This window comes from Humibacillus xanthopallidus, assembly GCF_006716675.1.
In the GTDB taxonomy this organism is placed as follows: Bacteria; Actinomycetota; Actinomycetes; order Actinomycetales; family Dermatophilaceae; genus Humibacillus; species Humibacillus xanthopallidus_B.
The window spans coordinates 249673-276123 of the sequence record NZ_VFPM01000004.1; the positions used below are offsets into that span (position 1 = coordinate 249673).

Annotated in this window: 24 protein-coding genes; 12 read left to right on the top strand and 12 right to left on the bottom strand. The window is 71.5% G+C overall.

The features are described from left to right. Window positions 1–19 precede the first annotated feature (19 nt). The 3 genes from FBY41_RS20685 to FBY41_RS20695 form a co-directional block, all read right to left on the bottom strand. Window positions 20–958, bottom strand: a complete 939-nt coding sequence (locus tag FBY41_RS20685; RefSeq protein ID WP_141846729.1) for a carbohydrate ABC transporter permease — start codon at window positions 956–958, stop codon at window positions 20–22. A 3-nt stretch (window positions 959–961) separates the two neighbouring features. Beyond that, window positions 962–1876: a carbohydrate ABC transporter permease gene (locus FBY41_RS20690; protein WP_141846731.1), complete on the bottom strand. Its 915-nt coding sequence runs from the start codon at window positions 1874–1876 to the stop codon at window positions 962–964. A 77-nt stretch (window positions 1877–1953) separates the two neighbouring features. Next, entirely contained in the window at window positions 1954–3279 is a 1326-nt protein-coding gene (locus tag FBY41_RS20695; protein ID WP_141846733.1) for an ABC transporter substrate-binding protein, read from the bottom strand. Window positions 3280–3463: 184 nt separating this feature from the next. On the opposite strand from FBY41_RS20695, the gene FBY41_RS20700 reads away from it, so the two are divergent. Both FBY41_RS20700 and FBY41_RS20705 read left to right on the top strand, forming a co-directional pair. Continuing rightward, window positions 3464–4471, top strand: coding sequence for a LacI family DNA-binding transcriptional regulator (locus tag FBY41_RS20700; RefSeq protein ID WP_141846735.1), 1008 nt, complete (start codon window positions 3464–3466; stop codon window positions 4469–4471). An 11-nt stretch (window positions 4472–4482) separates the two neighbouring features. Beyond that, window positions 4483–5796, top strand: coding sequence for an ROK family transcriptional regulator (locus FBY41_RS20705; RefSeq protein ID WP_260439950.1), 1314 nt, complete (start codon window positions 4483–4485; stop codon window positions 5794–5796). A 29-nt stretch (window positions 5797–5825) separates the two neighbouring features. On the opposite strand, the gene FBY41_RS20710 is transcribed toward FBY41_RS20705, so the two are convergent. Next, window positions 5826–6377, bottom strand: a complete 552-nt coding sequence (locus FBY41_RS20710; protein ID WP_141846737.1) for a phosphoribosyltransferase — start codon at window positions 6375–6377, stop codon at window positions 5826–5828. 62 nt (window positions 6378–6439) lie between these two features. Next, window positions 6440–7492, bottom strand: coding sequence for a hypothetical protein (locus FBY41_RS20715; protein ID WP_141846740.1), 1053 nt, complete (start codon window positions 7490–7492; stop codon window positions 6440–6442). Between the two features lie 49 nt (window positions 7493–7541). Here FBY41_RS20715 and FBY41_RS20720 point away from each other — a divergent pair, with 49 nt between their 5' ends. Both FBY41_RS20720 and FBY41_RS20725 read left to right on the top strand, forming a co-directional pair. Then, complete coding sequence (locus FBY41_RS20720) at window positions 7542–8750, top strand: aminotransferase class I/II-fold pyridoxal phosphate-dependent enzyme (RefSeq protein ID WP_375869895.1); 1209 nt, start codon at window positions 7542–7544, stop codon at window positions 8748–8750. Between the two features lie 82 nt (window positions 8751–8832). Continuing rightward, the gene (locus FBY41_RS20725) at window positions 8833–9246 is read left to right on the top strand and encodes a VOC family protein (protein WP_141846742.1); all 414 of its coding nucleotides are present in this window, start codon (window positions 8833–8835) and stop codon (window positions 9244–9246) included. 12 nt (window positions 9247–9258) lie between these two features. Here the strand turns inward: FBY41_RS20725 and FBY41_RS20730 are convergent, their stop codons facing one another. Continuing rightward, on the bottom strand, window positions 9259–10167 hold the full coding sequence (locus FBY41_RS20730; RefSeq protein ID WP_221629376.1) for an aminoglycoside phosphotransferase family protein: 909 nt from the start codon (window positions 10165–10167) through the stop codon (window positions 9259–9261). Between the two features lie 133 nt (window positions 10168–10300). Here FBY41_RS20730 and FBY41_RS20735 point away from each other — a divergent pair, with 133 nt between their 5' ends. Together FBY41_RS20735 and FBY41_RS20740 are read left to right on the top strand one after the other, a co-directional pair. Beyond that, entirely contained in the window at window positions 10301–10915 is a 615-nt protein-coding gene (locus tag FBY41_RS20735) for a flavin reductase family protein (protein WP_260439951.1), read from the top strand. A gap of 40 nt (window positions 10916–10955) precedes the next feature. Then, window positions 10956–11714: a DUF5995 family protein gene (locus FBY41_RS20740; RefSeq protein WP_141846746.1), complete on the top strand. Its 759-nt coding sequence runs from the start codon at window positions 10956–10958 to the stop codon at window positions 11712–11714. Between the two features lie 130 nt (window positions 11715–11844). On the opposite strand, the gene FBY41_RS20745 is transcribed toward FBY41_RS20740, so the two are convergent. Next, window positions 11845–13137, bottom strand: coding sequence for an MFS transporter (locus FBY41_RS20745; RefSeq protein ID WP_141846748.1), 1293 nt, complete (start codon window positions 13135–13137; stop codon window positions 11845–11847). 131 nt (window positions 13138–13268) lie between these two features. Between FBY41_RS20745 and FBY41_RS20750 the strand changes: the two genes are divergently transcribed. After that, window positions 13269–13781, top strand: coding sequence for a MarR family winged helix-turn-helix transcriptional regulator (locus FBY41_RS20750; protein ID WP_141846750.1), 513 nt, complete (start codon window positions 13269–13271; stop codon window positions 13779–13781). A 25-nt stretch (window positions 13782–13806) separates the two neighbouring features. Continuing rightward, window positions 13807–14718 carry an SDR family NAD(P)-dependent oxidoreductase gene (locus FBY41_RS20755; protein ID WP_141846753.1) on the top strand — a complete coding sequence of 304 codons (912 nt, stop codon included), beginning with the start codon at window positions 13807–13809 and terminating at the stop codon, window positions 14716–14718. Window positions 14719–14764: 46 nt separating this feature from the next. On the opposite strand, the gene FBY41_RS20760 is transcribed toward FBY41_RS20755, so the two are convergent. Further along, window positions 14765–16831, bottom strand: coding sequence for an HNH endonuclease signature motif containing protein (locus tag FBY41_RS20760; protein ID WP_141846755.1), 2067 nt, complete (start codon window positions 16829–16831; stop codon window positions 14765–14767). 205 nt (window positions 16832–17036) lie between these two features. Between FBY41_RS20760 and bluB the strand changes: the two genes are divergently transcribed. Continuing rightward, window positions 17037–18704 (top strand): 5,6-dimethylbenzimidazole synthase, encoded by a 1668-nt coding sequence (bluB, locus tag FBY41_RS20765; RefSeq protein WP_141846757.1) that lies wholly within the window; start codon window positions 17037–17039, stop codon window positions 18702–18704. A gap of 42 nt (window positions 18705–18746) precedes the next feature. After that, a complete protein-coding gene (locus tag FBY41_RS20770) occupies window positions 18747–19928 on the top strand; it encodes a CaiB/BaiF CoA transferase family protein (RefSeq protein ID WP_141846760.1) in 1182 nt (393 codons plus the stop codon). A 128-nt stretch (window positions 19929–20056) separates the two neighbouring features. On the opposite strand, the gene FBY41_RS20775 is transcribed toward FBY41_RS20770, so the two are convergent. Next, complete coding sequence (locus FBY41_RS20775; RefSeq protein ID WP_141846762.1) at window positions 20057–20908, bottom strand: helix-turn-helix domain-containing protein; 852 nt, start codon at window positions 20906–20908, stop codon at window positions 20057–20059. Window positions 20909–21007: 99 nt separating this feature from the next. Here FBY41_RS20775 and FBY41_RS20780 point away from each other — a divergent pair, with 99 nt between their 5' ends. Then, window positions 21008–21583, top strand: coding sequence for a TIGR03086 family metal-binding protein (locus FBY41_RS20780; RefSeq protein ID WP_141846764.1), 576 nt, complete (start codon window positions 21008–21010; stop codon window positions 21581–21583). A gap of 4 nt (window positions 21584–21587) precedes the next feature. On the opposite strand, the gene FBY41_RS20785 is transcribed toward FBY41_RS20780, so the two are convergent. Both FBY41_RS20785 and FBY41_RS20790 read right to left on the bottom strand, forming a co-directional pair. Continuing rightward, window positions 21588–22277 (bottom strand): response regulator, encoded by a 690-nt coding sequence (locus tag FBY41_RS20785; protein ID WP_141846766.1) that lies wholly within the window; start codon window positions 22275–22277, stop codon window positions 21588–21590. Continuing rightward, window positions 22274–23998, bottom strand: coding sequence for a sensor histidine kinase (locus FBY41_RS20790; protein ID WP_141846768.1), 1725 nt, complete (start codon window positions 23996–23998; stop codon window positions 22274–22276). The genes FBY41_RS20785 and FBY41_RS20790 overlap by 4 nt, the downstream gene beginning before the upstream one ends. 157 nt (window positions 23999–24155) lie before the next feature. On the opposite strand from FBY41_RS20790, the gene FBY41_RS20795 reads away from it, so the two are divergent. Further along, complete coding sequence (locus FBY41_RS20795; RefSeq protein ID WP_185749186.1) at window positions 24156–25586, top strand: cation:dicarboxylate symporter family transporter; 1431 nt, start codon at window positions 24156–24158, stop codon at window positions 25584–25586. A 95-nt stretch (window positions 25587–25681) separates the two neighbouring features. Here the strand turns inward: FBY41_RS20795 and FBY41_RS20800 are convergent, their stop codons facing one another. After that, on the bottom strand, window positions 25682–26365 hold the full coding sequence (locus tag FBY41_RS20800) for a winged helix-turn-helix domain-containing protein (protein ID WP_141846770.1): 684 nt from the start codon (window positions 26363–26365) through the stop codon (window positions 25682–25684). Between the last annotated feature and the right edge of the window lie 86 nt (window positions 26366–26451).

The following is a 26451-nucleotide window of genomic DNA, read 5'->3' on the forward strand; positions in this document are numbered from 1 at the left end:
CGTGGGAAGGGGATTCAGGTCACTTCTCGGCCCCGGCCATGACGCCGCGGGTCAGGGTGCGCTGGAAGATGAGGAAGAAGATGACGCAGGGGATGAGGGAGATGAGTGCGCCCGCGTTGGTCGTCGGCGCGTCCATGAGGCGGTCGCCCTGGAGTGTCGCGAGCGCGACCGGCACCGTCTGCGTGCTGTTGGAGATGAGCATGACCAGCGGGATGAAGAACTCGTTCCACGTCCAGATGAAGAAGAAGATGACGAGGACCGAGAGGGTCGGCCGGGTGATCGGGAAGATCACCCGCCACAGCACCTGCCAGCGGCTGGCGCCGTCGAGCCGGGCCGCCTCGAGCACCGAGCGCGGGAACGTTGTGAGCACCGACGAGAGCAGGTAGGTGCCGAAGGCGCTCTGGATGACGGTGAAGATGATGATGACCGAGAGCTGGGTGTTGTAGAGGCCGACCTGCTTCGCGAAGAAGTAGAGCGGGTAGACGAGGGCCTCCTGCGGCAGCATGTTGGCGAGCAGGAACAGGCCGACGATCCAGACCCGTCCCTTGACCCGCCCGATGCCGAGGGCGAAGGCGTTGAGGAGCGAGATGACGGTCGCGGCGACGGCGACGGTGCCCGAGATGACGATCGAGTTGAGCAGCTTCTGGGGGTAGTCGACCTGGTTCCAGTAGGTCGTCAGGCCCTCGGTGTAGAACTCCGTCGGCAGGCTGAGCGGGCCGTTCGTGCTGTAGTCGGACGGCGACTTGAAGGCGTTGAGGAGCATGAGGAGGAAGGGGGCGATGACGGCCAGCGCCGTGACGGTGACGAGCACGAGGACGACCCAGCGACCGGGGCCGCGGGTGAAGCGGCTGCGCACGGCGGGTGCTGCGGACACTGCGCCCGGGGTGGGCGACCCACCTGCGGGGTCTGCGGCGTTCGAGGCGCCGGGCGTGGTCGTGGGGGTGACGATGACGCTCATGGCTCAGGCGTCCTTTCGCTCGGCGCGGGCCTGGAAGACCATGAAGCCGGCGGCGACGAGCACGATGATGAGCGTGAGGACCGTGGCGATGGCCGCTCCGTAGCCGACGTCGAGCTTCTTGAAGAAGGTCGTGTAGGCGAAGTAGGAGGGCACGTTGGTCGTGTTCTCCGGGCCGCCACGGGTGAGGGCGAAGATCGGCCCGAAGACCTTGAGCGCGGCGATCGTGCAGGTCAGCGCCACGACGTAGGTCTCGGGCCTGATCTGCGGGATCGTGATGGCGCGCAGGCGGGCCCACCAGCCGGCCCCGTCGAGCTCGGCCGCCTCGTAGAGCTCGGGGTCGACCCGGCCGAGGGCCGCCATGAAGATGACGACGGGGTAGCCGATCTGCACCCACACCATGACGAGCATGACGGTGGGCAGGGCGAAGGACGGGTCGCCGAGCCAGTCCTGCGCGAGGGAGCCGAGGCCGATGGCCTCGAGGATCGCGTTGACCGCGCCGTCCGGGCGCAGGATCCAGCCCCAGACGATGCCGGCCACGACGACCGGCAGGATCTGCGGGAGGTAGAACGTCGCCCGGAGCACCGATACGACGCTGCCGCGGAAGCGACGGCCGAGGTAGTCGAAGAGGACGGCCGCGAGCACGAGGCCGATGATCGTCGGCACGACGACCATCGCGACGATCATCGCGAGGGAGTTGCGGAACGAGGTCCAGAAGAGCTCGTCGGAGAAGAGCCGGGTGTACTGGTGCAGCCCGACGAACCTCGGCTTGCCGACGCCCGACCAGCGGGTCAGGGACAGGTAGATGTTGTAGACGAGCGGGATCGCGATGACGGCGGTGAAGAGGACGGCCCCCGGCAGGAAGTACGTCCAGTAGGAGCGCTCGCGGTGAGGCCGGCGGGTCACGGTGATGGTCGACATTGTTACCTCCGGTGTCGGGGTGGGGCGGGCGGGCCGCCCCACCCCGCGTCAGGGCCGTTGGGTGAGGGCCGCCGGCCTTACTTGGACTGCATCTCCTTGACGCCGTCCTGGTAGGGCTTCGCGAGCGACGCGAGCACGGCGGAGGGATCCTTCGACTGGTTGATGAGCCCCTGGAGGCTCGACACGATGACGTCGTAGTAGCCGGGTACGGGCCAGTCGGGGTAGAAGGCCAGGCCGTCCTGCTTGAGCAGGGTGGCGAAGTTCTCCGTCATCTGGCGGGTGCGGGGGTCCTTGATCTGCGACGGGTCGCCGGCGACGGGCAGGCCGCCCTTCTCGCCGAGGATGTTCTGCACCTCGGGCCGCATCGTGATGTCGATGAAGTCGTAGGCGAGCGACTTGGCCTTGGAGTTCGTCGGGACGACCCAGAGGTTGCCCGAGGAGCCGGCGTCGAGCGTGTTGCCGGGGAAGAGCATCGTTCCCCAGTCGAAGCCCTTGATCTCGTCGGTGAAGCGGCCGAACCACCAGCTGCCCGAGACGATCATCGGCGTCTTGCCGGCGATGAACGCCGTGCCCATGTCCTCGGCCTTGGCGCTCGCGGTGTCCTTCGCGATGTAGCCGGCCTTGACCCACTTGTCGAACGTCTCGGCGCCGTACTTGAGCGGGTCGGCGCCGAAGTCGACGGCGCCCTTGTAGAGCTGGTAGTTGTCGACGAACGAGCGGTCGGCCTTGGAGAGCGCGAGCTGGTAGTAGAGCTGGCCGGCAGGGTACTCGGCACCGGACATGCCGAGACCGGCGATTCCCTTGGCCTTGAAGGCTCCCAGCGCCGACTCGAGCTCGGCGAAGGTCTTCGGCAGCGCCACGCCGTTCTTCGTGAAGAGGTCCTTGTTGTAGTAGACCATCACGTACTCGCCGTAGTTGGGCACGCCGTACCAGGTGTTGCCACCCATGACGCCCTTGTCGTCGTACTTGGCGGTGGTCTGCAGGCTCGGGCTCAGCTTCTTGTCCCAGCCGCGCTTCTGGGCCTCGGCGGTCAGGTCGGTGAGCAGGCCCTGTGAGGCGAGCAGCCCGGCGGTCGCGTTGCCCTTGTTGTACTCCATGAGGTCAGGACCCTCGGCGCTGTTGAGGATCATCCCGGCGTTCTGCTGGATCTGCTCGAACGCCTTGCGCTCGAACTCGACCGTGACGCCGGGGTGCTCCTTCTTGAAGATCTCGATGGCCTTGTCCCAGGCCGCCCCCATGGCGCCGTTGGCGCTCTCGTAGTGCCAGAGCTTGAGGGTCGTGGCGCCGATGTCGTCGGCTCCGGCCCCCGCCCCGGCTCCGGTGGCGTCGCCGCTGCAGGCGCTGAGGGCGAGGACACCGACGGCGACGGCCGCCAGGGCGGCTCGCGGGAAGGAAAACGTCATTGTTCGCTCCTCGGTGGGAAGTTGTCGAAGCGCTTCGACTGTGACATCGACGAGGACGATCCGTCAATAGTTTCGTCAGGCGACTTAATGTGGGATGGTGCGTCTGAGCACGCAGAGAGGGGGCGAGATGCCGACGACGATGAGCTCGGACACGGGAGCCGCTCCGCTCGCCTATGGTGAGCGCATGCCCACGATTGCCGACGTGGCCCGCGAGGCTGGGGTCGCGCCGAGCACGGTGTCCTACGTCCTCAGCGGCAAGCGCACCATCTCGGCCGAGACCCGGGCGAGGGTCGAGGCCGGCATCGCCCGGCTCGGCTACCGCCCGAACGCCGGGGCCCGCGCCCTCGCCAGCGCCAGCACGAAGATCGTCGGTCTCGTCGTGCCCCTGCGCACCGACGTCAACGTGCCGGTCATCATGCAGTTCGTCGCTGCGATCACCGTCGAGTGCAGGCGTCACGACTACGACGTCCTGCTGCTCACCAAGGACGAGGGGCCCGAGGCCGTGAGCCGGGTCGTGCAGGGGTCGATGGCTGACGCGATCATCGTCATGGACGTCGAGGCCGACGAGCCGCGCCTCGAGAGCCTGCGTGGCACCGGCTTCCCCGTCGTGCTCATCGGCGTGCCAGACTCACCGGGTGAGTTCGCTTGTGTCGACTTGGATTTCGCGGCTGCGGCTCGGGTGTGTGTCGAGCGGCTCGCCGGTCTCGGGCACACGCACGTCTCGCTCCTCGGGGCGACGCCTGCGGTCTACGACCGCGGCACGAGCTATGCGCTGCGCTTCCGGGCGGGCTTCGAGGAGGCGGCGCGGTCGCTCGGTGTCAGCGGCTCGGTCCACGCCGTCGGGGCAGACCACCGCGAGGTCGAGTCGGTGCTCGACCGGCTGCTGCACGACGAGCCCGAGGTGACCGGCCTCGTCGTGCACAACGAGGCCGCCCTCTCGCCGCTGCTCCAGTCGTTGCGTGCGGCCGGGCGCGAGGTGCCGGAGGGCATGTCCGTCGTGGCGCTGTGTCCCGACGACATCGCCGAGACCCAGGCGGTGCCGCTCGACGCGGTCTCGATCCCGGCGACCGACGTCGGTCGCCGCGCCGTCGAGCTCGCGATGAGCCAGCTGCGGGGCGAGCCGACCGTGCAGGAGCTCCTGCCGCCGCACCTGACCGTGCGTGGCAGCGCCGTCCCGCCCCGCCGCGGGTGAGGGGCGCCGACATGACGGAGATGGCCGAGGTGCCGGAGATGGCCGACGTGACCGACCGGGACGAGCCGGTCGACCTCGGTGCCGAGGCGGAGTCGCCTCGGAGGTCCCCAGCACCCGCCCCCCACCCGGGCAGTGACCGGGCCCCCGTCACCGGCGCACGGCAGGCCCTCCTGCGTGAGACCAACCTCGCCCTCGTCGTCAGTGCCGTGCTCGGCTCGCCGGCGCCGCGGTCGCGGGCCGATGTCGCGGGACTCACGGGCATGACCCGGTCGACGGTGTCGCGCCTCGTCGACGAGCTCGTCGCCGGCGGGTTGCTCGTCGAGCTGGCGCAGGTCGCAGCCGCCCGGCCCGGCCGGCCGGCGACCCCCTTGGCGGCGAGCCCGCGCGTCGCTGCTCTGGGCCTCCAGGTCAATGCCGGCTCGCTGGCGGCCACGGTCGTCGCGCTCGACGGCACACGCCTCGCCGAGGCTGTCGACGAGGGCGACTTCGTCGACAGCGAGCCCGGCCCGGTGCTCGCGCGACTCGGCCGGCTGGCCCGCGCCACCATCGACGGACTCCCCTCAGGCACAAGGCTGGTCGGCTGCGGGCTCGCGCTGCCGGGCATCGTCTCCGTCGGTCCCGGCGTACTCCTGCGCGCGCCCAACCTCGGGTGGTCGGACGTGCGTCCGTGCGACCACCTCAGCCGAGACGTGCTCGGTGGCCTCGACCTCCGGCTCGGCAACGAGGCCGACCTCGCCGCCCTGACGGTCGCCCAGGCGGCGCCGGGGCGACCGGGGCCACTGCCCGACTTCATCTACCTCTCGGGAGAGATCGGCATCGGCGGGGCAGCCGTCCTCGACGGTCGCGTCATGACCGGGCGACACGGCTGGGCCGGCGAGATCGGCCACGTCTGCGTGGACCCTGACGGTCCTCCGTGCCCCTGCGGGTCCACGGGCTGCCTGGAGCGGTATGCCGGCCGGCACGCCCTGCTCGAAGCCGCGGGGCTGCCCCACGACGCGGATCCTGCGGAGCTCGCCGAACGCATACGGGCTGGGGACGCCGATGCCACGGCGGCGCTCGACCGGGCCGCCTGGGCGCTCGCGACCGCTCTGGCGGGCGTCGTCAACGTGCTCGACCTGCCGGTCATCGTGCTCGGTGGGCACCTGGGCCGGCTCGTCGACGTGCTGCGCCCCCGGCTCGAGCCGCAGCTGACGAGGCGCGTGCTCTCGAGTCGCTGGCTGCCCCCGACCATCGAGGTCGCCGCGGACGACCGCGCCCCGGGTGCGACGGGTGGGGCGCTGGCCGAGCTGGCCGAGGTCGTCGACCACCCGTCCCGCTGGCTCTGACACGCCCGGCAGTCAGCCGGACGCGGCGCTCAGCCGGAGGCGGCGCCGGTCCGTCCCTCGACCGCCTCGTCGGGCAGGGGCACGAGCACGGGTGGCTCTGCCGACCACGGGAAGACGATCCACTTGTCGGTCTGGCGCCACACGTAGTCGGGCGTGACCTCGGAGCGGGGCTTGGCGTAGAGGACGGCGCTGCGGGCCTCGGCGCCGTGCTGCTGCAGGAGGTCGAGCACGAGGGCGAGGGTGCGGCCGGAGTCGGCGACGTCGTCGACGACGAGGATGTGGCGTCCCTCGAGGCTGTCGGTGTCGAGGTGGGGCGCGAGCAGCACCGGGTCGGGGAGCGTCTCCTCCACGTCGGTGTAGAACTCGACATTGATGGCGTCGGTGAGCTTGATGCCCAGTGCGTAGGACAGGCCCCCGCCCGGCAGCAGGCCTCCGCGAGCCACGGCGACGAGGACCTCGGGGCGGAAGCTCGAGTCCGCCACGAGCTGGGCGAGGTCTCGGCAGGCGGTGCCGAACATCTCCCAGGTCAGCACCTCCTTGTCGACGAGGCTCGAGGAGTCCGCGTGGAAGGCGATCGTCATGGGGCGAGGGTAATCGCGACCTGTGAACGTCGTGTTTCGTGGGTCTCGTCGCTCGTGCCCGCTCAGCGGCGTGCGGCCCCGGCCCGCACCTCGGCGAGGAGAGGCGGCGGGAAGAGGGTGAGCGGGTAGACGGCGACGGCGCCGCCCGCGCCCCGGATCATCACGGTCTCGCCGCGCACGGTGACGCCGAGGATGTCGCGGTACTCCATGCGCGAGGTGCCGGCGTCAGACGTGGCGGTGAAGCCCTCGTCACCGAAGGTGAGCGTGATGAGGCCGCCGGGTGACCTGCGCAGCACCCGACGGGTGCCGAGGTAGCCGCCGACCACGACGGCCACGATGAACACGACGGTGACGACGGGCAGGACCCAGCGCGTCGTCGCGTCGGAGGAGAACTGGACGAGCACCGAGAGCGCGACGAGGAGGCCGAGGAGCGCGAGCGTGCGCAGGCCCGTGACCGACTGCACGGTGAAGTCTCGCGACATCCGGTCGATCGTCGCCTCGTCGATCGTCGTCGTGGTGACGCGAGCGGGATCCACCGGGCCAGCGTCGATCGGTGAGTCTGCCTGCGGCGACGCCTCGCTCGCGGTCGACACCTCGCCGCCATCGGGCGCAGTGGCGACGAGGGGCGCGCCTGCGACTGCGGCCTTCACCGTTGACACGAGACCCTCGTCGCTGAGCGATGCGGGCAGGACGACGAGCGCCTGTGAGCCCCGCATGCCGAGGACGAGGTGGTCGCGCACGACGGTCGCGGTGTCGAAGAGGTGCCAGCGCACGTCGAACGCCGGCGGGTCGTCGCCGCGGGTGAGGACGAGGCCGCTGGGGCTCGCCGTCACGGTGAGGCGGGAGTCGACGGGGAAGGATCGCGCGAAGCGGCGGCGGGCCTGCCAGATGCGCACCGTGACGAGCACGGCCACCGTCGCGACGGCGAGGAGCAGCCCCACGACGAGCGGGAGCCCGAGCAGCCACTCGAGGGCGAGGACGAGGGTCGCCGGCACGAGGAGGTCGACCCAGTGCCGCAGGGCGAGCCGGTGGAGCACGAGGGCGAGGGCGATCCGGCCGGGGTCCGATGCGGCCACGACGGTCGAGCGGGTGACGGCGGCGGGCGGGGTGCTCACCCGCAGATGCTATGGGCTGGACCCAGCGGGGGTGCGGGAGACTGTGCCGGTGACCGAGACGCCGCGCCGCCCCGCACCCTCCCGCCGATCGCAGGTGGCACCCTTCGAGGTGATGGACGTGCTCGACCGGGTGGCCGTGCTGCGGGCCGCCGGCCGTGACGTCGTCTCGCTGTGCGCCGGCGAGCCGTCGGGGGGTGCACCCACGCTCGTCTCGGAGGCCGCCGCCCGCCTCCATGCCTCGGGCCGCGCCCTCACCTACACGTCCGCCCTCGGCATCCACGAGCTGCGCGCCGAGATCGCCGCCCACTACAGCCGCTGGTATGCCGTCGACGTCGACCCCGCCCGGGTGGCCGTCACGACGGGGTCCTCGGGCGGCTTCGTGCTCGCCTTTCTCGCAGCCTTCGACCCGGGCGACCGGGTGGCGCTCGCCCGGCCCGGCTACCCGGCATACCGCAACATCCTCACGGCGCTCGGGTGCGAGGTCGTCGAGATCGACTGCGGGGCGGGCACGAGGTTCCAGCCCACGCCGGCGCTGCTCGACGCGGCGTCGGCGGACGGTCCGCTCGCGGGACTCATCGTTGCCTCACCGGCGAATCCCACTGGCACGATGGTCGATCGGGCCGAACTGACGGCGCTGGCGCAGTGGTGCCGCGCGAACGGCGTGCGTCTCGTCAGCGACGAGATCTACCACGGTGTCACCTATCCCGAGCCGGGTGCCCTCGACCCGCGCGGGGTCTGCGCGTGGGAGATCGACGACACCGCGATCGTCATCTCGTCGTTCAGCAAGTACTGGGGCATGACGGGGTGGCGCCTGGGCTGGATGCTGCTGCCGGACGACCTCGTGCGACCCGTCGACGCGCTGGCGGGCAACGTCGCGCTGTGTCCGCCGGCTCCAGCTCAGTATGCCGCCGTGTCCGCCTTCGCCCCGGAGTCCTACCGCGAGTGCGACGACGCCGTCGCAGAGTTCGCGCGCACACGAAAGCTGCTGCTGGACAACGGATCTCGGCTGGGCTGGGGCGAGTCCGCTCCGCCGGACGGCGCCTTCTACTACTGGGCTGACCTCGGTGCTCAGCTCGAGCGGTGGGGCACGTCCGGTGCCTATGCGCGCGCCCTGCTCGAGGATGCCGCAGTGGCGATCACGCCCGGTGGCGACTTCGACGACCGGTCCGGTGGGCACTCGGTGCGGCTCAGCTTCGCGGCCGGCAGCACCGCCGTCGCCGAGGCCATCGAGCGGATCGAGGCCTTCAACGCCCGCTGAGAGAGCCACCCGCTGACGGGGGATGGCACTCTGGGGCGAGCGGATCCCGTTCGGTCACACGGAGGAACAAGGAGGAGGGCTCATGGCCGAGTATCCCCGGCTCCTGCACACGGTGCTCGACACGACGAGGCCCCGGCAGCTTGCCGAGTTCTACCGGCAGCTGCTCGGCCTGCACTACCGGCCCGGTGACGAGCCTCCGACGGACGGGACCGCCGACGAGGCGGACTGGCTCGTGCTCGTCGACTCGGCGGGGGCGCGGATGCTCGCGTTCCAGCTCGTCGACCACCTGGCGAGGACGACGTGGCCCACGCATGAGGTCCCGATGCAGCTGCACGTCGACTTCACGGTATCCAGTCGCGACGAGCTGGAGAGGCAACGCGGCCGCGCAGAGGCCCTGGGGGCGGAGCTCCTCCTCGACCGGAGCGACGACCCCGACGAGCCGCTCTACGTGTTCGCGGACCTGTCGGGCCACCCGTTCTGCCTCTTCGTCGCGTGACCGGGCGGCGCATCAACCTGCGTCGAGCAGCGCCTGGAGCGTCCGGTGGGCGGTCCGGGACATGACCGGGTTGGTCTCCCGGTAGTACCAGAGGCAGCCGATGGCCTGTGCGAAGGCCCAGCCCTTGCCGCGGTCCCACTCGGCGTCTTCGCAGGCGAGGGCATCGCGGAAGGCGGCGCGGGCCCGAGGCGTGAAGAGGTTCCACGCGGGCTGGAGGTCGAGGGCCGGGTCGGCGACGGCGAGCTGGCCCACGTCGATGACGCCGGTGAGGCCGCCATCGCGCACGAGCAGGTTGCCGGGCATGAGGTCGCCGTGCGTCCAGGTGTCGGCGCACGTCCGCGGGGTGCTGCGAAGCTGCTCCCAGAGGGCGGCCAGGCCGACGGTGTCGATCAGCCCGGTGCTCCGGTGCAGCCCCCTGCGCACGTAGTCGTCGTGCTGCGTGAGCCGACCACCTCGACGGCTTCCCCGGAAGGTGCGCCCCTCGGTGGGCAGCGAGCGAACGGCTGCGACGAACCCCGCGAGCTGCGCCGCGAAACGGCGTGAGTCCGCGACGTCGGTGTCGTCGGCGACGGAGCCGGGGACCCAGCGGTAGACGGACCAGGGGAGCGGGTAGCCCGCACCGGGCTCGCCCAGGGCTACCGGCTCGGGGGCGGCCACCGGTGACACGGACAGCAGCCTGCGGGCAGCGTCCATCTCGTGCAGGAGCTCGATGCGCCGGGCCTCGAGGTCACCGCCTTCGAGGGGGAGGCGGGCCACGAGGTCGGTGCCGACGCGGAAGATCGCGTTGACCGTGCCGTGCGAGGTCACCTCGCAGACGGGCAGGTCGGCCCACCGGGGGAACTGCTCACGGACCAACCGGGTGGCCGTCTCGGCCGTCACCTCGATCTGGTTGGCGTGCATCGGCTGCTCACGCATCGGCATGCGTCGCAGTCTCGGTGCCGGGCCGGGCGGGCGTCCACCCGATAAGCGTCGGCGATGCGGCGGCGCGGCGGGGCGGCGGCACCAGGGCGTCGCGCCGACCTCACGCATCGGCGCGGTCGCGCGTCCTCAGGGCGTGAACAGCCACATCACCATCGACCCCGCCATCCTCTACCTCGGCACGCCTGTCGTCCTCGTCTCGACGACGAACGAGGACGGGACGCCGAACCTCGCCCCGATCTCGTCAGCCTTCTGGATGGGGCACACGGCGACGCTTGGGCTCGGCCTCGGCTCCCACTCGCTCGCAAACCTGCGACGCACGCGTGAGCTCGTCGTCAACCTCCCGAGCCACCACCAGGTCGATGCGGTCGACCGGCTCGCCCTCACGACCGGAGCCGAGCGGGTGAACGCATGGAAGTCCGCGGCTGGCTACCGACACCACAAGGACAAGTTCGGGCTCGCCGGGCTCACGCCGGTGGGGTCCGACGTCGTCACGGCGCTGCGGGCGGCACAGTGTCCGGTCGCGCTCGAGGCCTGCGTCGAGGCGATCCACGAGACCGACCATGCCCTCGTCGTGGCGCGGGTGGTCCGCGTCCACGCGCACCCCGCCGTCACCGACTCCGGCCACGCCAACCGGATCGATCCCGACGCGTGGCGACCGCTCATCATGAGCTTCCAACGGTTCTACGGGCTGGGGGAGGAGCTGCTCCCCTCCCGCCTCGCGTCGATCGACGAGGAGCACTACCGCTGATTCGCCCGCATCCAGTGGTGCCCGGGGCTACCGTCCGAGGATGGGGTGGTGGTCGAGCATCGTCGGCGCGTTGACGAGCCGTTTCGGGGGCGACCGCCCCGAGGTGCCTCCGCCGGGCCAGTTCACCTCCGTCGACGCGCTCGTCGCCCGGATGAGCCAGGTGCAGGCCGGCCTGCCCGACGGAGACGGGGTGCGTGCCTTCAACGGGATGTACCTCACGGTCACCGAGCTCGTGCGCGACCGGCTCGCGGCAGGGGGCTTCGCCGACAGCACCTTCATGACGCGGCTCGACCTCGTCTTCGCCGGGCTCTACCTCGAGGCGGTCGACGCCCCGCAGCCGGTGAGCGCGTGGCGCCCGCTCTTCGAGCAGCGGCACACGCCCGGGGTGCTGTCGATCCAGTTCGCGCTCGCGGGCATGAACGCGCACATCAACCACGACCTGCCGATCGCCGTCGTGCGCACGTGCCGCCAGCTCGGTCTCACGCTCGACAGCCCGGGTGTGGAGACCGATTACCAGAGCATCACCGGCCTGCTCGCCTCGGTGCAGGAGCAGGTGCGCCAGTCGTTCTTCACCGGCATCGAGCTCGAGATCGACCAGCGGTATGCCGCGCCCCTCGCCAACCTCGTCGGCTCGTGGAGCATCGGGCGGGCCCGCGACGCGGCGTGGACCAACGCCCGGGTGCTGTGGGAGATCCGCAAGACCGAGCCGGTGCGCACGGACTTCCTCGCGACCCTGTCGAGCACCGTCGGCATGGTCGGGTCGCGGCTGCTCACACCCGTTGCCGAGCTCGCTCCCTGAGCCTCGAATCCCCCAAGCGCCCACCCCCCCAATCGAAAGAGCAGTCCATCGGTGACGGACTGCTCTCTCGATTGGGTCAGCCCGCAGGGCGGGTGACGGACTGCTCTTTCGACTGGAGCCGCGGTGGGGCTCAGGCCGTGGCGGGCAGCGGCTCCGAGAGGGCGCCGTGTCCACGCGTCGCCTGCTCCTCGACGGCTGCTGCATCCACGTCGGCGGCCCGACGCGACTGCAGGGCGGCACGGAGGCGCCATGCGGCATACAGAGCGACGAGGCTGATGACCAGGTGAAGCCCGAGGAACCCGCTCGAGAGCCCCATGCCGAGCAGGGCGCCGGCGACGAGCGGTCCGAGCGCTGAGAAGGTCGTCTGGATCGCAGTGAACGTGCCGAGCGTCGTGCCGACGAGGCCCTTGGGGGCCAGGCTGGCGGTGAGCGGGTTGAGGACGGGGGCATACATCGTCTCGCCGACGGCGAAGATGCCGAAGGTCGTGACGAAGAGCGCCGAGGCGATCTCCGGGGTGAACTGGGCGGCGGAGAGCACGACCCAGGCCAGCGTCCAGATGCCGCCGACAGCCATGAGCAGGGTGCCGGCGCCGCGCTTGGCGGTGAGGCGCACGACGACGACCTGCAGCAGGACGATGACGAGGCAGTTGACGGCTGCGGCGAGCCCGATGGCGGTCTCGTCGACGTCGAGCACGGTGAGCGCATACGCCGGCAGGCCGGACTCGAACTGGGCGTAGAAGCCCAGGGCGAGCGCCACCGCGACGACCGCGGTCCAGCGCAGCGCGGGCACCGCGAAGATGCGCCGGAGCGCCTCCATCGTGCCGAGTCGCGTCTCGGCCTCGCCTGCTGCGAGCTCGGGTGCGAGGTCGCTCGGGGCGCCGATGCCGGCGACGTGGATCAGCGCGGCGGAGACGGCGAAGCCGACACCGGCGGCCAGGAAGGCGAAGGCCATGCCGTCGGCCCGGTCGAGGTCGACGAACAGGCCCGCGACGAAGGCGCCGACTGCCATGCCGATGGCCTCGCCGGTGAACTTGTACGCGAAGACCTTGCGGCGGTCGACACTCGGCGTCCATCGCAGCACGAGCACCGATGCAGCCGGGCCCGCCGCGGTGAGCCCGAGGCCGAAGATGAACATGCCGGTGAGGAAGGCGGGCGCCGTCGTGGCCCAGATGAGGCCGCCGACACCGACGGCCGCGAGCAGCTTGGCGACCACGGCGACGGTGACCGGGTTGAAGCGGTCGGACAGTCGGCCGGCGAAGGGGGCCGCGACGAGCGCGCCGACCGAGAAGAGGGTGCTGGCGAGTGCCGCGGTGAGGGCGCCCCAACCACGGGTGTTCGCCGCGTACGCGTACTGGTACGGCAGCACCGTCCCCCAACCGAGCATTCCGATGGAGGAGGCGAGGATGAGCAGCTTGGTGCGCACGAGGATTCACACCCTTTCTGAGACGTGAGGAGGCCGAAGCATCGCAACGTTGCTTCGGCCTCAAATATTTCGAAAACGAACTTCGACATCGAAAGAGTACCACTCGGCCCTCGGGTGCGACAATGCGGTTCATGTCAGCCAAGCGACGTCAGACGGCCCAGCAGGAGCACGCGTCCGACGTCGCGACCTATGTCGCAGCCGGCGGCGAGGAGTCGGTGCAGCGGGTCATCACCGCCGTGTATGCGGTGACGAAGAAGCTCGACCAGTGGTACGTGCGGCAGTTCGCCGACCTCGACCTCACCCAGGGAGAGTGGTCGGTGCTGGCCGCTCTCGCCCGCGCTGGCGACACCTGTCTCACGCCGAGCCAGCTCGCCGACCTCTCCAACGTCGCGCCGTCCTCGATGACGCACCGCCTCGACAAGATGGCCGGCCGTGGGCTCCTGCAGCGTCGGCCCGACCCGACGAACCGCACTCGCACCCTGGTCTCGCTCACGACCGAAGGGTGGGCGCTCTTCAGCGCCGCCGTGCGTGAGTCCAACGTCGTCGAGAGCGACACGCTGCGGGGTCTCAGCAGCAGCGAGCGACATGAGCTGGCCCGGCTCCTCGAGATCGTCATCGACGGTCTCGACGACGTCGACGCCTGATGACGGCGGGGCGTAGCGTCGCCCCATGAATGAAACCGGGCGGCAGGTCGCCCTCGTGACGGGCACCTCCTCCGGGATGGGACTCCATGCAGCCATCGAGCTCGCCCGGCGCGGGCTCTCCGTCGTGGCGACGATGCGCGACGTCAGTCGCTCGGACCGGCTCGAGGCTGCCGCGTCCGAGGCCGGGGTGGAGCTGGACGTCCGAGCGCTCGACGTGACCGACCACGGGGCGGCACGGGCCTGCGTCGACGGGGTGCTCGCCGACCATGGCCGGCTCGACGTCCTCGTCAACAACGCCGGACGCGGTGCCGTCGGAACCGCCGAGCAGCTCGGACTCGACGAGATCAGGGACCAGCTCGAGGTCAACTACCTCGGGCCGGTCGCGCTGACCAAGCTCGTTCTTCCGACGATGAGGGCGGCGGGTTCAGGCCGCGTCCTCACGGTCACGAGCGTCGGAGGCGCCGTCGGCCAGCCGTTCGCCGACGCCTACTGCGGGGCGAAGTTCGCGGTCGAGGGCTTCATGCAGTCGCTCTCGACCGTCATGCTCGGGCACGGTGTGTGGGTCTCGGTCATCGAGCCGGCGGCTGTCGCGAGCGACTTCGTGAGCAACGTCGCTCGGCCGGCCGGCGTCAGTGGAGCCGCTGACGCGGGTGCTGCGGTCGACGCGGTCGATGCGGCCGACTCTGGTGCTGCGGCCGCCGACCCGTATGCGGCCCAGCTCGAGGCCTATCTCGCGCGCACGGCGGGCGCCTTCGCCGCGGCGCAGTCAGCTTCGGATGCGGGAGTGGCCATCGCCGACGCCGTGACGTCGAGTGACTACCGCTTCCGCTGGCAGACCTCTGACGGCGCCACGGCCTTCGTCGGCATGTCGCTGGCCGATCTCGACGGTGGCCGGGTGCTCGGTGCGACCCGCACCTGGATCGAGACCGAAGCCTGACGTGGGTCTCATCCACTCCGTCACCTAGGCCGCGGCTCTCTCTTCGTCAGAAGGGTGGCGGGTCGGGAGTGGGCCGGATGGAGGCCGTTCCAATCGGCTTGGGGTCGGGAGTGGGCCGGGTGGAGGCCGTTCCAATCGGCTTGGGGCCTGGTGCACGGTCCCAAGCGCCCGAGGCGGGGGCGTCCGCCGGACGAGCGCGGGAGGCGCCCAGGTCGGGCGCTACGAAGTCGGATGTTGCCAAGTCGGGTGTTACTGGGTCAGGTGCTGCTCGGCGCGGCGAGACCGGGCCTTCGCTGGGGTGGTGGCCGTCGAGCCAGTCCTTGGGGTGGGTCGTATAGGTGCGCCCAGCAGCGGTCTGCCAGGTGAGAGTGTCGGCATCGCGTGTGGCGCTCCACCAGCCGGCGGTCTTGAGGCGGTGGTGCTGGCGGTGTTTGGCGGTGAGGTTGTCGGGGTGCGTGGGCCCGAGCGGCCAGGGCGTGTCGTGGTCGAGGTCGCAGGTGCGGGCGGGGACGGTGCAGCCGGGTCCGCGGCAGGTGCCGTCAACGGCGCGGACGTGTTCGACCATCTCTGCGGTGGGGCGGTAGCCGGGGGAGATGGCAATGGCCCTTCCGGTGCGCTCATCGGCGAGCAGGGTCTGCCAGATGGAGCCGGGGGCGGTGATGATCTCGCGGGCTTGGGCAGCGCTCACATGGCCGTGCCCGGTGAGCTCGCAGGGTTGGTCGTCGTTTCCGAGAACGGTCTCGAAGGGGATGACGACGATTGCCCTGGCGGCCGGGGAGGGCGACATCCCCGCGAACCCGTGGCCGGTGCGATCGGCTCGAGTTGTGGTGGCGCCGGTCGTGGTGGTGCCCGTCGTGGTGGTGCCCGTCGTGGTGGTGCCCGTCGTGATGGAGCCGGTCGGTGGGGTGCCGAGGCTCGTGTCGTCGCGGTGGCCGTCGCTGTTGCCAGTTCCATGGACGTCGCCAGAGTCATGGCCATCGCCGAGGTCGGGGGCAATGGCGGGGTCTCCGTCGCTGGCGATGGTGGGGTCGCCGTCGGGGGTGCCGGCGGTGCACGCGGCGCCGGTGTCGGTGGGGGTGCAGCCGGTGCCGGCGCCGGACTCGGTGTCGGTGATCCTGTCGTTGCTGGGCCAGCCGGTGATGGCGGCGCCGGTGAGGTAGTCGGCGCGGAGCTGGTCAAGGGTGCGAGGGTCGCCCGCGGCGCGGGCGGCACGGGCGGCGGCGTCAGCGCGGTCGTAGGCGGCCGCGATCTTGTCGGCGTCGTTGGTGATGCTGAGGCGACCCGTGCCGTCGTCGTGGATCTCGGCCCAGGCGCGGTTCTGGGCGCGGGCGGCGCGGCGGCGAGCAGCGTGGTCGGTGTCGGCGATGAGCAGGGCCCGGCGCAGCCGTTGCCGGAAGAGCGAGCCGCTCAGACCGGCGCCGTCGCGGGTGGGGGCCAGGGCGGTGCGGGCGATGTGGTCGGCGGCGTCGTCGTCGAGGTGGCGGGTCTGGCGCACGATCTCGCAGGCGCGGTGCGCGGTGGTGGCGCCACTGCGGATCTGCTCGCGAAGGAACGCGGTGCGCGTCACCGGGCCGGTGGCGAGCTCGAGCCGCACGGACAGGTCGGCCTGTGACAGGCCGGTGGCGGCCGCGACGTCCGTGACGACGGCTTCACGGGCCGACAAGGGGGTGCGATCGACCCAGGCCTGGGCGTGGCGGGCCTCGAGCTCGGCGAGGGCGGTGGCGTGCAGCCTGGCCAGGGCCTCCAGCTGGTGGTCCTCGGCCATGCCCTTGACACGTTGGCCGCCCTCGAACCAGGCGAGGTCGGCGGCCATCAAGGCGTGGAACGAGGCCGCACTTGCCTCACACTCGGCCTCCCCGTCGCTTTCGGCCCTGCCGGCGTCCGCGTCGACGCCGGCACCGCTGGCACCGTTCGAGCCATCGACACGGTCTGGGCCGTCGACACGGTCTGGACCGTCGACTCGGCCTGTCGGAGCCGTCTCGGCCATCAGGGTGGCCACGATCCGGTGCGCGGATGGCGCCACGTGCCGCTCGATCCGCTCGTCCAGCGTCACGACGAACCCGCGCTCGAGACTGCCCTCGAGACTCGACTGCGAGTCGCACGTGAACGGCATGACGCCCCCTCCCTGATCTCTCTATTAGAACACCTGTTCGAATTGCTCTCAAGAGGCTGTCCACACCATGTCGTCACCTGGTCCAGACCACGTCAGCGATCCAGCGAGCCAGCGATTCACCGACAGTGAGATGAGGCTGCGCGCAGGTGCTGCAGCATCCACCCGGCCGGCCGAAGGAGCGCCGAGGACGAACTACGCTCGCAGCGTGAGCTACCGCCGCCCTGTCCCGACGATCGGCGACGCCACCTCGGCGGCCGAGCGGGCGCAGGCTCCGGACGCATGGGCCATGCATGACGACCTCGCCGCCCTCGACCGGGTCATCGGCGCCCGCCGCGACATCCGCCGCTTCCGCCCCGACCCGGTGCCTGACGGCGTGCTGACGGCCGTGCTCGCGGCAGGTCATCGCGCGCCCTCGGTCGGCCACTCGCAGCCGTGGCGCTTCATCGTCATCACCGAGCAGGCCACCCGTGACGCCGCCGCCCTCATGGCCGACCGCAGCCGGCTCCGCCAGGCCCACGGCATGGCGGAGGAGTCGGCCCGAGGGCTGCTGGACCTCCGGCTCGAGGGCATCCGCGAGGCGCCTGTCGGCGTCGTCGTCGCGTGCGACCGCCGCACCCCGGCGGCTGGTGTGCTCGGCCGCGCCACGTTCCCCGACGCCGACCTGTGGTCCTGCGCCACCGCGATCGAGAACATCTGGCTCACCGCCCGCGCCCGCGGCCTCGGCCTCGGCTGGGTGACTCTCTTCGAGCCGGTCGAGCTCGCCGAGCTGCTCGGCCTGCCCGACGGCGTCGAGACGCTCGGCTGGCTCTGCCTCGGCTGGCCCGACGAGCGGCCTCCGGAGCCCGGTCTCGAGCGAGCCGGCTGGTCGAAGCGCCTCCCGCTCGAGCAGGTCGTGATGCGCGAGCGCTGGGCCGAGCGCGACGCACCCACCTCCCACCTGCGCGCCCCCGAGCCGGCCGCCGTCGTGGCGGCGCGCGACCGCGCCGACGACCTGCTCACCGTGCCGGGGTCGCTTGGCGTGCTCGACACCGTGCTCGACCGCATCACGGCGCTCCCCTCCACGACCGGTGGGGGCACCCTCGTGATCGCGGCCGCGGACCACGCCGTGACGGCATACGGCATCAGTGCCTTTGACGCGTCGGTGACGGCTGACGTGGCGCGCGCGACACGCGAGGGCACCTCGATGGGTGCGGTGGCAGCCCGCTCATCAGGCCTCGACCTCGAGCTCATCGATGCTGGAATCGCTTGCAGCAGAGGTGATCTCGTGACCACCGACGCTCTCGATGAGCTGACGTATGCCGCCCTGCTGGCTCTCGGACGGGAGCGCGGCTCCGCTCTGGCGGGGAACGGTCCGGTCGCCCTCGGCGAGGTGGGGGTCGGCAACACGACGGTCGCTGCGACGGTGACGGCGGTGCTGCTCGGGCTCTCGGCCGAGGAGGTCGTGGGGCGGGGGTCGGCGGCGGACGCCGCGATGGCCGAGCGCAAGCGAGACGTCGTGACCCGGGCCATCCGTCGCGTGGGGCGGATCGCCGGTCACGATGTGGTGCGCCGACTCGGCGGCGGTGAGCTCGCCGTCCTCACCGGGGTGGTGATGGGCGTCGCGGAGACCGGCGGCGTGGTCGTCCTCGATGGGCTCGCGACCTCGGTGAGCGCGCTCGCCGCCACGCGGCTCGAGCCGGCGGTCGCGGCCCACCTCGTCGCGGGTCAGCGGTCCCGGGAGCGGGCGCACGCGCACGTGCTGCGCGAGCTCGGCCTCGAGCCCCTGCTCGACCTGCGCCTGCGAGCCGGTGAGGGTGTGGGAGCAGCCCTCGCGACGGGCGTCATCCGTGACGGGCTCGCCCTGCGGGCCGGGGTCGCGCGCACGACCCCCTGAGCGGTCGCAAGGGGCGCACATTCGCGCACTAGGGTCGGCTGCATGACGAGCAGCACCGGTCCCCTCTCCGACATCGTCGTCGTCGACCTCTCGAGGGCGCTCGCAGGGCCACACGCGACGATGATGCTCGGCGACCTCGGCGCGCGCGTCATCAAGGTCGAGACGCCGGGCCGCGGCGACGACACGCGGGGCTGGGGCCCGCCCTTCGTCGGTGACGAGGGCCGGCGCGAGTCGACCTACTTCCTGTCGGCCAACCGCAACAAGGAGTCGATCACCCTCGACCTCAAGGACGCCGACGACCGCGAGGTGCTGCTCGCGCTCGTGCACCGCGCCGACGTGCTCGTCGAGAACTTCCGCACGGGAGTGCTCGAGCGCCTCGGCCTCGGCATCGAGGAGCTGACCCGCCGCAACCCGCGCCTCGTCGTGCTGTCGATCACCGGCTTCGGCCACGACGGGCCCGAGGGCGGTCGGGCGGGCTACGACCAGATCGCCCAGGGGGAGGCGGGCGTCATGTCGCTCACCGGCTCGGGTCCCGACGATCCGCAACGGGTGGGCGTGCCCATCGCCGACCTGCTGTCGGGGATGTACGGCGCCTACGGAGTCGTCGCGGCCCTGCACGAGCGTGACCGCACCGGCCGCGGCACCGTCGTCCGCACCTCCCTGCTCGCCTCGGTCGTCGGGGTCCACGCCTTCCAGGGGACGCGGTGGACCGTTGCGGGCGAGGTGGGTCGGTCGGCGGGCAACCACCACCCCTCGATCGCCCCCTACGGCCTCTTCCACTGCCGCGACGGCTCGGTCCAGATCGCCGTGGGCAGCGAGGGCCTCTGGCAGCGGCTGTGCGCCGCGTTCGGTCTCGACCCCGTCGCCCCGGGCTTCGCGACGAACGCCGAGCGGGTCGCGCACCGCGACGAGGTCATCGACCTCGTGGAAGGCGCGTTCGCCGACTGGGACGCGGAGCCGCTCCTCGCCCGTCTCGCCGAGGTGGGTGTGCCGGCGGGCAAGGTGCGCGGGCTCGACGAGGTGTATGCGTGGGACCAGGTCGCGAGCCAGGGCCTGCTCGTCGACGTCGACCACCCGACCCTCGGCCGGGTCACGCTGCCGGGGCCTCCGCTGCGGTTCTTCGACGGTGACGGCACCGAGGTCACCCGCCGTGACCATGCGGCCCCGCCGACCCTCGACGAGGACGGCGCCGCGATCCGCGCCTGGCTGGCGTCAGGGGAGTGAGCGCCCTTTCGCCCTGATCACGTGCCGACGGCACCAGTCTGGTGTGATCACCGCCCGCGCGACGAACTGCTCTTTCGATCGGGTTGTCGGGCGCTCGAGTGGCCGACGGACTGCTCTTTCGATGCGCGTCATCGGAAGCGGGCGGCGAACTCGCCCGGCGTCAGGCCGGTCGCCTTGCGGAAGTCGCGGGTGAAGTGGGCCTGGTCGGCGTAACCGAGGTCGGCCGCGATGCCGGCCAGCGCGGCGTCGGCGTCTCGCAGCCGGTCGGCCGCCTCCTGGAGCCGGCGCCGCCGGATGAGCCACTTCGGCCCGAGGCCGATGCGCTTGTGCAGGAGCCGCTGCAGCGTGCGCTCGCTGACGTCGAAGCGCGCGCACAGCTCGTCGACCCGCAGCAGGTCGGGGGAGGTCTCGACGTCTTCGACGATCGCGTTGACGAGCAGGCCCTCCTCGTCGACGGGCAGCAGCCGTCGAAGCCCGGCCTCGACGGCAGACCGGGCCTGCGCCTGCGCGGCGTCGGAGCCCGGGTCGGGCGTCATGATCTCGCGCACGACCGCCGTCAGGGCCGTGCCGTCGATGGCCGCGTGCTCGTCGAGGGTCGTCAGGTCGACGAACCGGTCGGTCATCCGGCGCACCGGGGCTCGCGTGAGCAGGTGACCCGCTGCAGGCTGGAGCATGAGCCCGACGGCCCAGCCACGGCCCGAGAGCACCGTCTGCGACAGGCCCGAGACGACGCCGTAGAACCTCGTGTAGGAGCCGGAGATGACGATGAGGCACACGGGGTACTGCAGGACCTTCTGCGGTGCGATCTCACCGTCGGGCACGTCCCAGACGGGGATCCAGAAGCGGCGTGCGACATCGGCCAGGTCGGGCGCGACGTCGGCGCGGGCGATCGACCACGTGCGGTCGTGAGGGTCGAGGAGGTGGGCGCGCTCGATGTCGTCGCGTGTCGCCGCCACCGGTGCGCCACTGCCCGTCGCCATGTGTCGGAAAGTATCAAGACCCGCTGACGGTGCGGCTCCTACCGTCGGTCACTCCGAGGCACCGCATCAGCGGCGCCCCTTCACGACCAGGAGTGACCAATGACCGGACCGTCCACCACCGTGCTGCACGACTACTCGCGCCTCGCCGACCGCTTCGGTGCCGTCGTCGACAGGCTCGCCGACGCCGACTGGGAGCGTGACTCGCCCTGCGAGAGCTGGACCGCCCGCGACGTGCTGCACCACGTCGTGTCGACGCAGCGCGACTTCCTCGCGCAGCACGGCTTCGATGCCTCGATCGGCACCGAGGTCGAGGCCGACCCGCGCGCGGCGTGGCACGCCCATGACGAGCGACTCCGCGTCCTGCTCGCCGACCCTGCCGTCGCGGCGCACGAGTACGACGGCGTCTTCGGGCGCACGACCGTCGGCGCGTCGATCGTGACGTTCTACGGCTTCGACCTCGTCGTGCACCGGTGGGACATCGCAGCCGCGGCGGGGCTCGACGAGCGGTTCGACGACCGTGAGCTCGACATGATCGAGTCCTCTGCTGACGGCTTCGGGGAGCACCTCTACGACGACGGGGTGTGCAAGCCCGCCGTGTCCACGCCGGCCGATGCCGACCGCCAGGTGCGCATCCTCGCGCGTCTCGGGCGGCGGAGCACCGCGGACGTCGCCTGAGGACTCAGCGCGCCCAGAGGTACTCGACCTCGGGACGGCCCGCACCGGCATACCGCGACCGGCGCACGACGACCCTTGTCTCACATAGGTGCTCGGCGTAGCGACGCGCCGTGACACGGCTGACCCCCAGCGCCTCGGCGAGCTCGCTCGCCGAGCGGCCACCGTCGGCGTCGCGCAGTGCCCGCGAGACCCGCGCGAGCAGCTCCTCGCCCATGCCCTTGGGCAGGTGCGTCTCGCCCCCGCTGCGCGCCCCGGCGAAGACCTCGTCGACCTCCGCCTGGGTCGAGACCTCGTGCCGGTGGCCGTGCTGGTCGCGGTAGGCGCGGTAGGCGAGCAGCCGCTCGCGGAGCGTCGCGAAGACGAAGGGCTTGAGGACGTACTGCACGACCCCCAGCGACACCGCGGCGCGCACGACCTCGAGGTCACGGGCCGACGTCACGGCGATGACGTCGGCCCGGTGGCCGGCCGCACGCATGGCCCGCACCACATCGAGGCCGTGGCGGTCGGGGAGGTTCATGTCGAGCAGCACGACGTCGATCTGCTTGTCCTGCAACGCCTTCAGCGCCGCCTGTGACGTGCCCACGGTTGCCACCGGCTCAAAGCCTTCGACCCGACCGACGTATGCCGTGTGGGCCTCCGCCGCGATCGGCTCGTCCTCCACGACGAGCACCCGCAGGCTCTCGGTGCCGCTCATGAGGTCGCTCCCGTCGGCTGGCTCGGCTGGCTCGGCTGGCCCAGCTGGCCCAGCTGGCTCGGCTGACCCGGCTGAGCCGGCGCCGGCTGTGCCACGGCCGTCGGCGCCGGCACGACCGGCAGCCGCACGGTGAAGCGGGCTCCCGGCGGGCCCGAGACGGAGAGCTGCCCGCCGAGCCGTTCGACCGTCTGTGCCACGAGAGCGAGCCCGATGCCGCGCCGGCCCGCGCCGCCCGCCTCCTTCGTCGACCATCCACGCCGGAAGGCGTCCTCGACCGCGCCCGGAGGCAGACCGGGGCCGGTGTCCGACACGTCGAGGACGGCATACCGCTGCGGTGACGGGCCTGCGGCGGCAGGGCCGTCGGGCACCTGGCCGGTTGTCGGCCGCTCCTCGACGTGGGCGTCGAAGGAGACCCGGCGGGCGCTCGGGTCCCCGACCTCGGCGACGGCGTCGAGGGCGTTGTCGATGAGGTTGCCGACGATGGTCACGACGTCGCGGGTCGGCGCGACGTCAGGGGGCCAGTGGGCGCCGGGAGCGATGTCGAAGGCGATGCCGCGCTCGTGCGCCTCGGCCGCCTTGCCGAGCAGCAGCGCGGTGAGGGCAGGCTCCTCGACCGACCCCACGACGCGGTCGGTCAGCACCTGCGAGACGGCGAGCTCCTCCGTCGCGAAGTCGAGGGCGCGGTCGGCGTGGCCGAGCTCGATGAGGCTGACGATGGTGTGCAGCCGGTTGGCCGACTCGTGGGCCTGCGACCGGAGGGCTTCGGCGAGCCCACGCGCCGAGTCGAGCTCGCCGGTCAGCTCCTCGAGGTCCGTGCGGTCGCGCAGTGTCGCGACGTGGCCGAGCAGCCGGCCCTCCCACGTCGCCGGGCCCCGGTTGAGCACGAGCACCCGGGCCGCGGTGACGTGCAGCTCGTCCTCGTGCGCCTCGTCGTCGGTGAGAGCGGCGGCCAGGGGCGCGGCGAGACCGAGCTCGCTGACGCGGCGGCCGACGGCATCGGCAGGCAGGTCGAGCAGGCGCTTCGCCTCGTCGTTGGCGAGGCGGAGGCGGCCGTCGAGGTCGGTGATGATCAGCCCCTCGGTGACGGCGTGGAGCACGGCGTCGTAGTACTCGTACATCTCTCGCAGCTGCTCCTCGCCGAGGCCATGGGTCTGCCGTCGGATGCGGCGGGCGACGAGGGCCATGCCGAGCCCCGAGAGGAGGGCGACCACGAGCCCGGCGAGGAGGATCCCCGGCAGCTGCGCGCGCACCTGCTCGCCGACGGCCGACTTGCGGATGCCGACGGCGACGAGAGCCACCACGCGGCCGTTGTCGAGGATCGGCTTCACGACGCGCAGCGATGGGCCGAGCGTGCCGGTGTAGTCCTCGACGACGGTGCCGCCGGCGAGCGCCTCCGCGGTGTGCCCGATGAACGTCTTGCCGATCTGGCTCGGGTCGGGGTGGGTGAAGCGGATCGCGTCGGGGCTCATGATGACGACGAAGTCGGTGCCGGACTCGACCCGCACGCGCTCGGCATACGGCTGCAGGGTCGTCGTGGGGGTGGGCTGCTGGACCGCCGCGATGACGGCCGGCGTCGCCGCGACCGTCTCGGCCACCGCGGTCGTGCGGGCGATGGCCTCGATGTCCCCGGCGCGCTGGGCCTGCACCCAGGCGCCCGCGAGTCCCGCGACGACGACGAGCACGGCGACGCCGACCTGGAGCACGAAGGTCTGGGTCGCCACGCTCCAGCGTGCGGGCGAGCGCGTGCTCACGTGCGGGTCGCCGCCCTCGTCGAGAACTCAATGAACACAATCGTGACCCTAGTTCGTCGGGCGACCACTCTCGTGCTATCCACCCGTCCGGTCAGTGAGTGCCCGGGCCCAGACCACGGAGGTCACCGTGAGTTCCACCGCCGACAACGCCGTCGACGCCCAGCCGGGCCCGACCGCCAAGAAGGACCGCACGCACTATCTCTATGTCGCCGTCATCGTCGCGATGGTCGCCGGCATCCTCGTCGGATGGCTCTTCCCCGAGTTCGGGAAGTCGCTCAAGCCACTCGGCACGGGGTTCGTCAACCTCATCAAGATGATGATCACGCCGATCATCTTCTGCACCATCGTCCTCGGCATCGGCTCGGTCCGGAAGGCAGCGCAGGTCGGCAAGGTCGGCGGCCTCGCCCTCGCCTACTTCGTCACGATGTCGACGGTCGCCCTCGGCATCGGTCTCGTCGTCGGCAACCTCATCAAGCCGGGCGCCGGGCTCAACCTCACCGAGGAGATGGCAGCCGCGGGCACGAAGGCCGCGACCGGTGAGGCAGAGACGACGGTCGACTTCCTCCTCGGGCTCATCCCCGACACCCTGGTGTCCGCCCTGACGGCCGGCTCGGTGCTGCAGGCGCTCTTCATCGCCCTGCTCGTCGGCTTCGCCCTGCAGAAGATGGGCAAGCAGGGGGAGCCGATCCTGCGCGGCATCAAGCACCTCGAGCGCCTCGTCTTCCGTCTCATGGCGATGATCATGTGGGCCGCCCCGGTCGGCGCCTTCGGTGCGATGGCCGCCCTCGTCGGAGCCACCGGGCTCGGCTCGCTCAAGAGCCTCGGGCTGCTCATGGTCGCCTTCTACGTCACCTGTGCGATCTTCGTCTTCGCCTTCCTCGGCACGATCCTCAAGCTCGTCACCGGCTTCAGCGTCTTCTCGCTCCTGAAGTACCTCGCCCGGGAGTTCCTCCTCATCGTCTCGACGTCGTCGTCCGAGTCGGCGCTGCCGAGGCTCATCGCGAAGATGGAGCACCTCGGTGTCTCCCGCCCGGTCGTCGGCATCACGGTGCCGACCGGCTACTCGTTCAACCTCGACGGGACGGCGATCTACCTGACGATGGCGAGCCTCTTCATCGCCGAGGCTATGGACAAGCCGTTCACCATCGGCCAGCAGATCTCCCTGCTCGTCTTCATGATCATCGCGAGCAAGGGTGCGGCCGGCGTCAGTGGCGCGGGTCTCGCGACCCTCGCCGGTGGCCTCCAGTCGCACCGCCCCGACCTCGTGCCGGGCGTCGGCATCATCGTCGGCATCGACCGTCTCATGAGCGAGGCCCGCGCCCTGACGAACTTCGCGGGCAACGCCATCGCCACCGTGCTCATCGGCACCTGGGTCGGTGAGATCGACCGCGAGAAGGCGGTGCGGGTCCTCGCCGGTCAGGACAAGTTCGACGAGGCCAGCATGCTCGACGACGACGAGGCCGAGCTGCCCGCCGAGGGAGCCGTCATCCCGGCGCCCGTTGGCGCCGTCGCCGGCCACGCCCACGAGCCGGTGCTCGCGAGCACGTCCTCACGCTGACGGTCGGACGCGACAGGGCCACGCGGGTATGCCGCGTGGCCCTGCCGTCTGCCGGTTGCGTTCGGGACGTGGTGACCGCGCGGACGTCCGGCAGCTCAGACGATCGCGTCGGCCAGACGAATCCCTTCGCCGCGGACCGTGACGAGCAGGGGCTCGGCCGCGGCCGTTTCGATCCGCGACCGGAGCCGGCGGAGGTGGGCCTCGAGCCGTGCCTCGTCGCCCGGGCCGTGGGTCCCCATGGCGCGCCGGCACAGCTCCCGTCGGGAGACCACACGGCCGGATGCACGCACGAGGACGGAGAGGATGCGGAACTGCGTCGGCGTCAGCTCGAGGTCACGGCCTGACCAGGTGGCCACATGGCGGCGGACATCGAGCTCGAGCGCGCCGAACGCGAGTCGCCCGTGCTGCAGGCCGGTCATCTGACGCCTGACCTCGATGGCGACCTCGAAGTCGTCCGTGTCACCCGCCAGGACGCTGGACGGCTCGACCACCGCCGTGCGGGCGGTGTCACCGAGCAGGAGCACGGGCACGTCGAGGTCGGCCACCCCACGCTCCACGTGCGAGTCGGTCACCACGACGTCGACGGCGAGGACGGCGAAGTCGATCCGCACGAGGTCGGCGAGGTAGCGCAGGTGCCTCGCCTCTGCGATGACGAACGGCACGATGTCCATGCCGAGGAGGTAGCGGACGAGCTGGTGCGTCGGTCTCGTGGCCGGCATGGCCACGACGACGCAGTTCCTCGGTCCATGATCGTCGAGCTGCGGCAGCGTGGAATTCATGGTGTTGCCTCCCTGTCGAGCCACCCCGCGCCCCGACCATGACACCGGCTCGGTGTCGCCGAATAGTCGGACTATGGCTCCCTTCT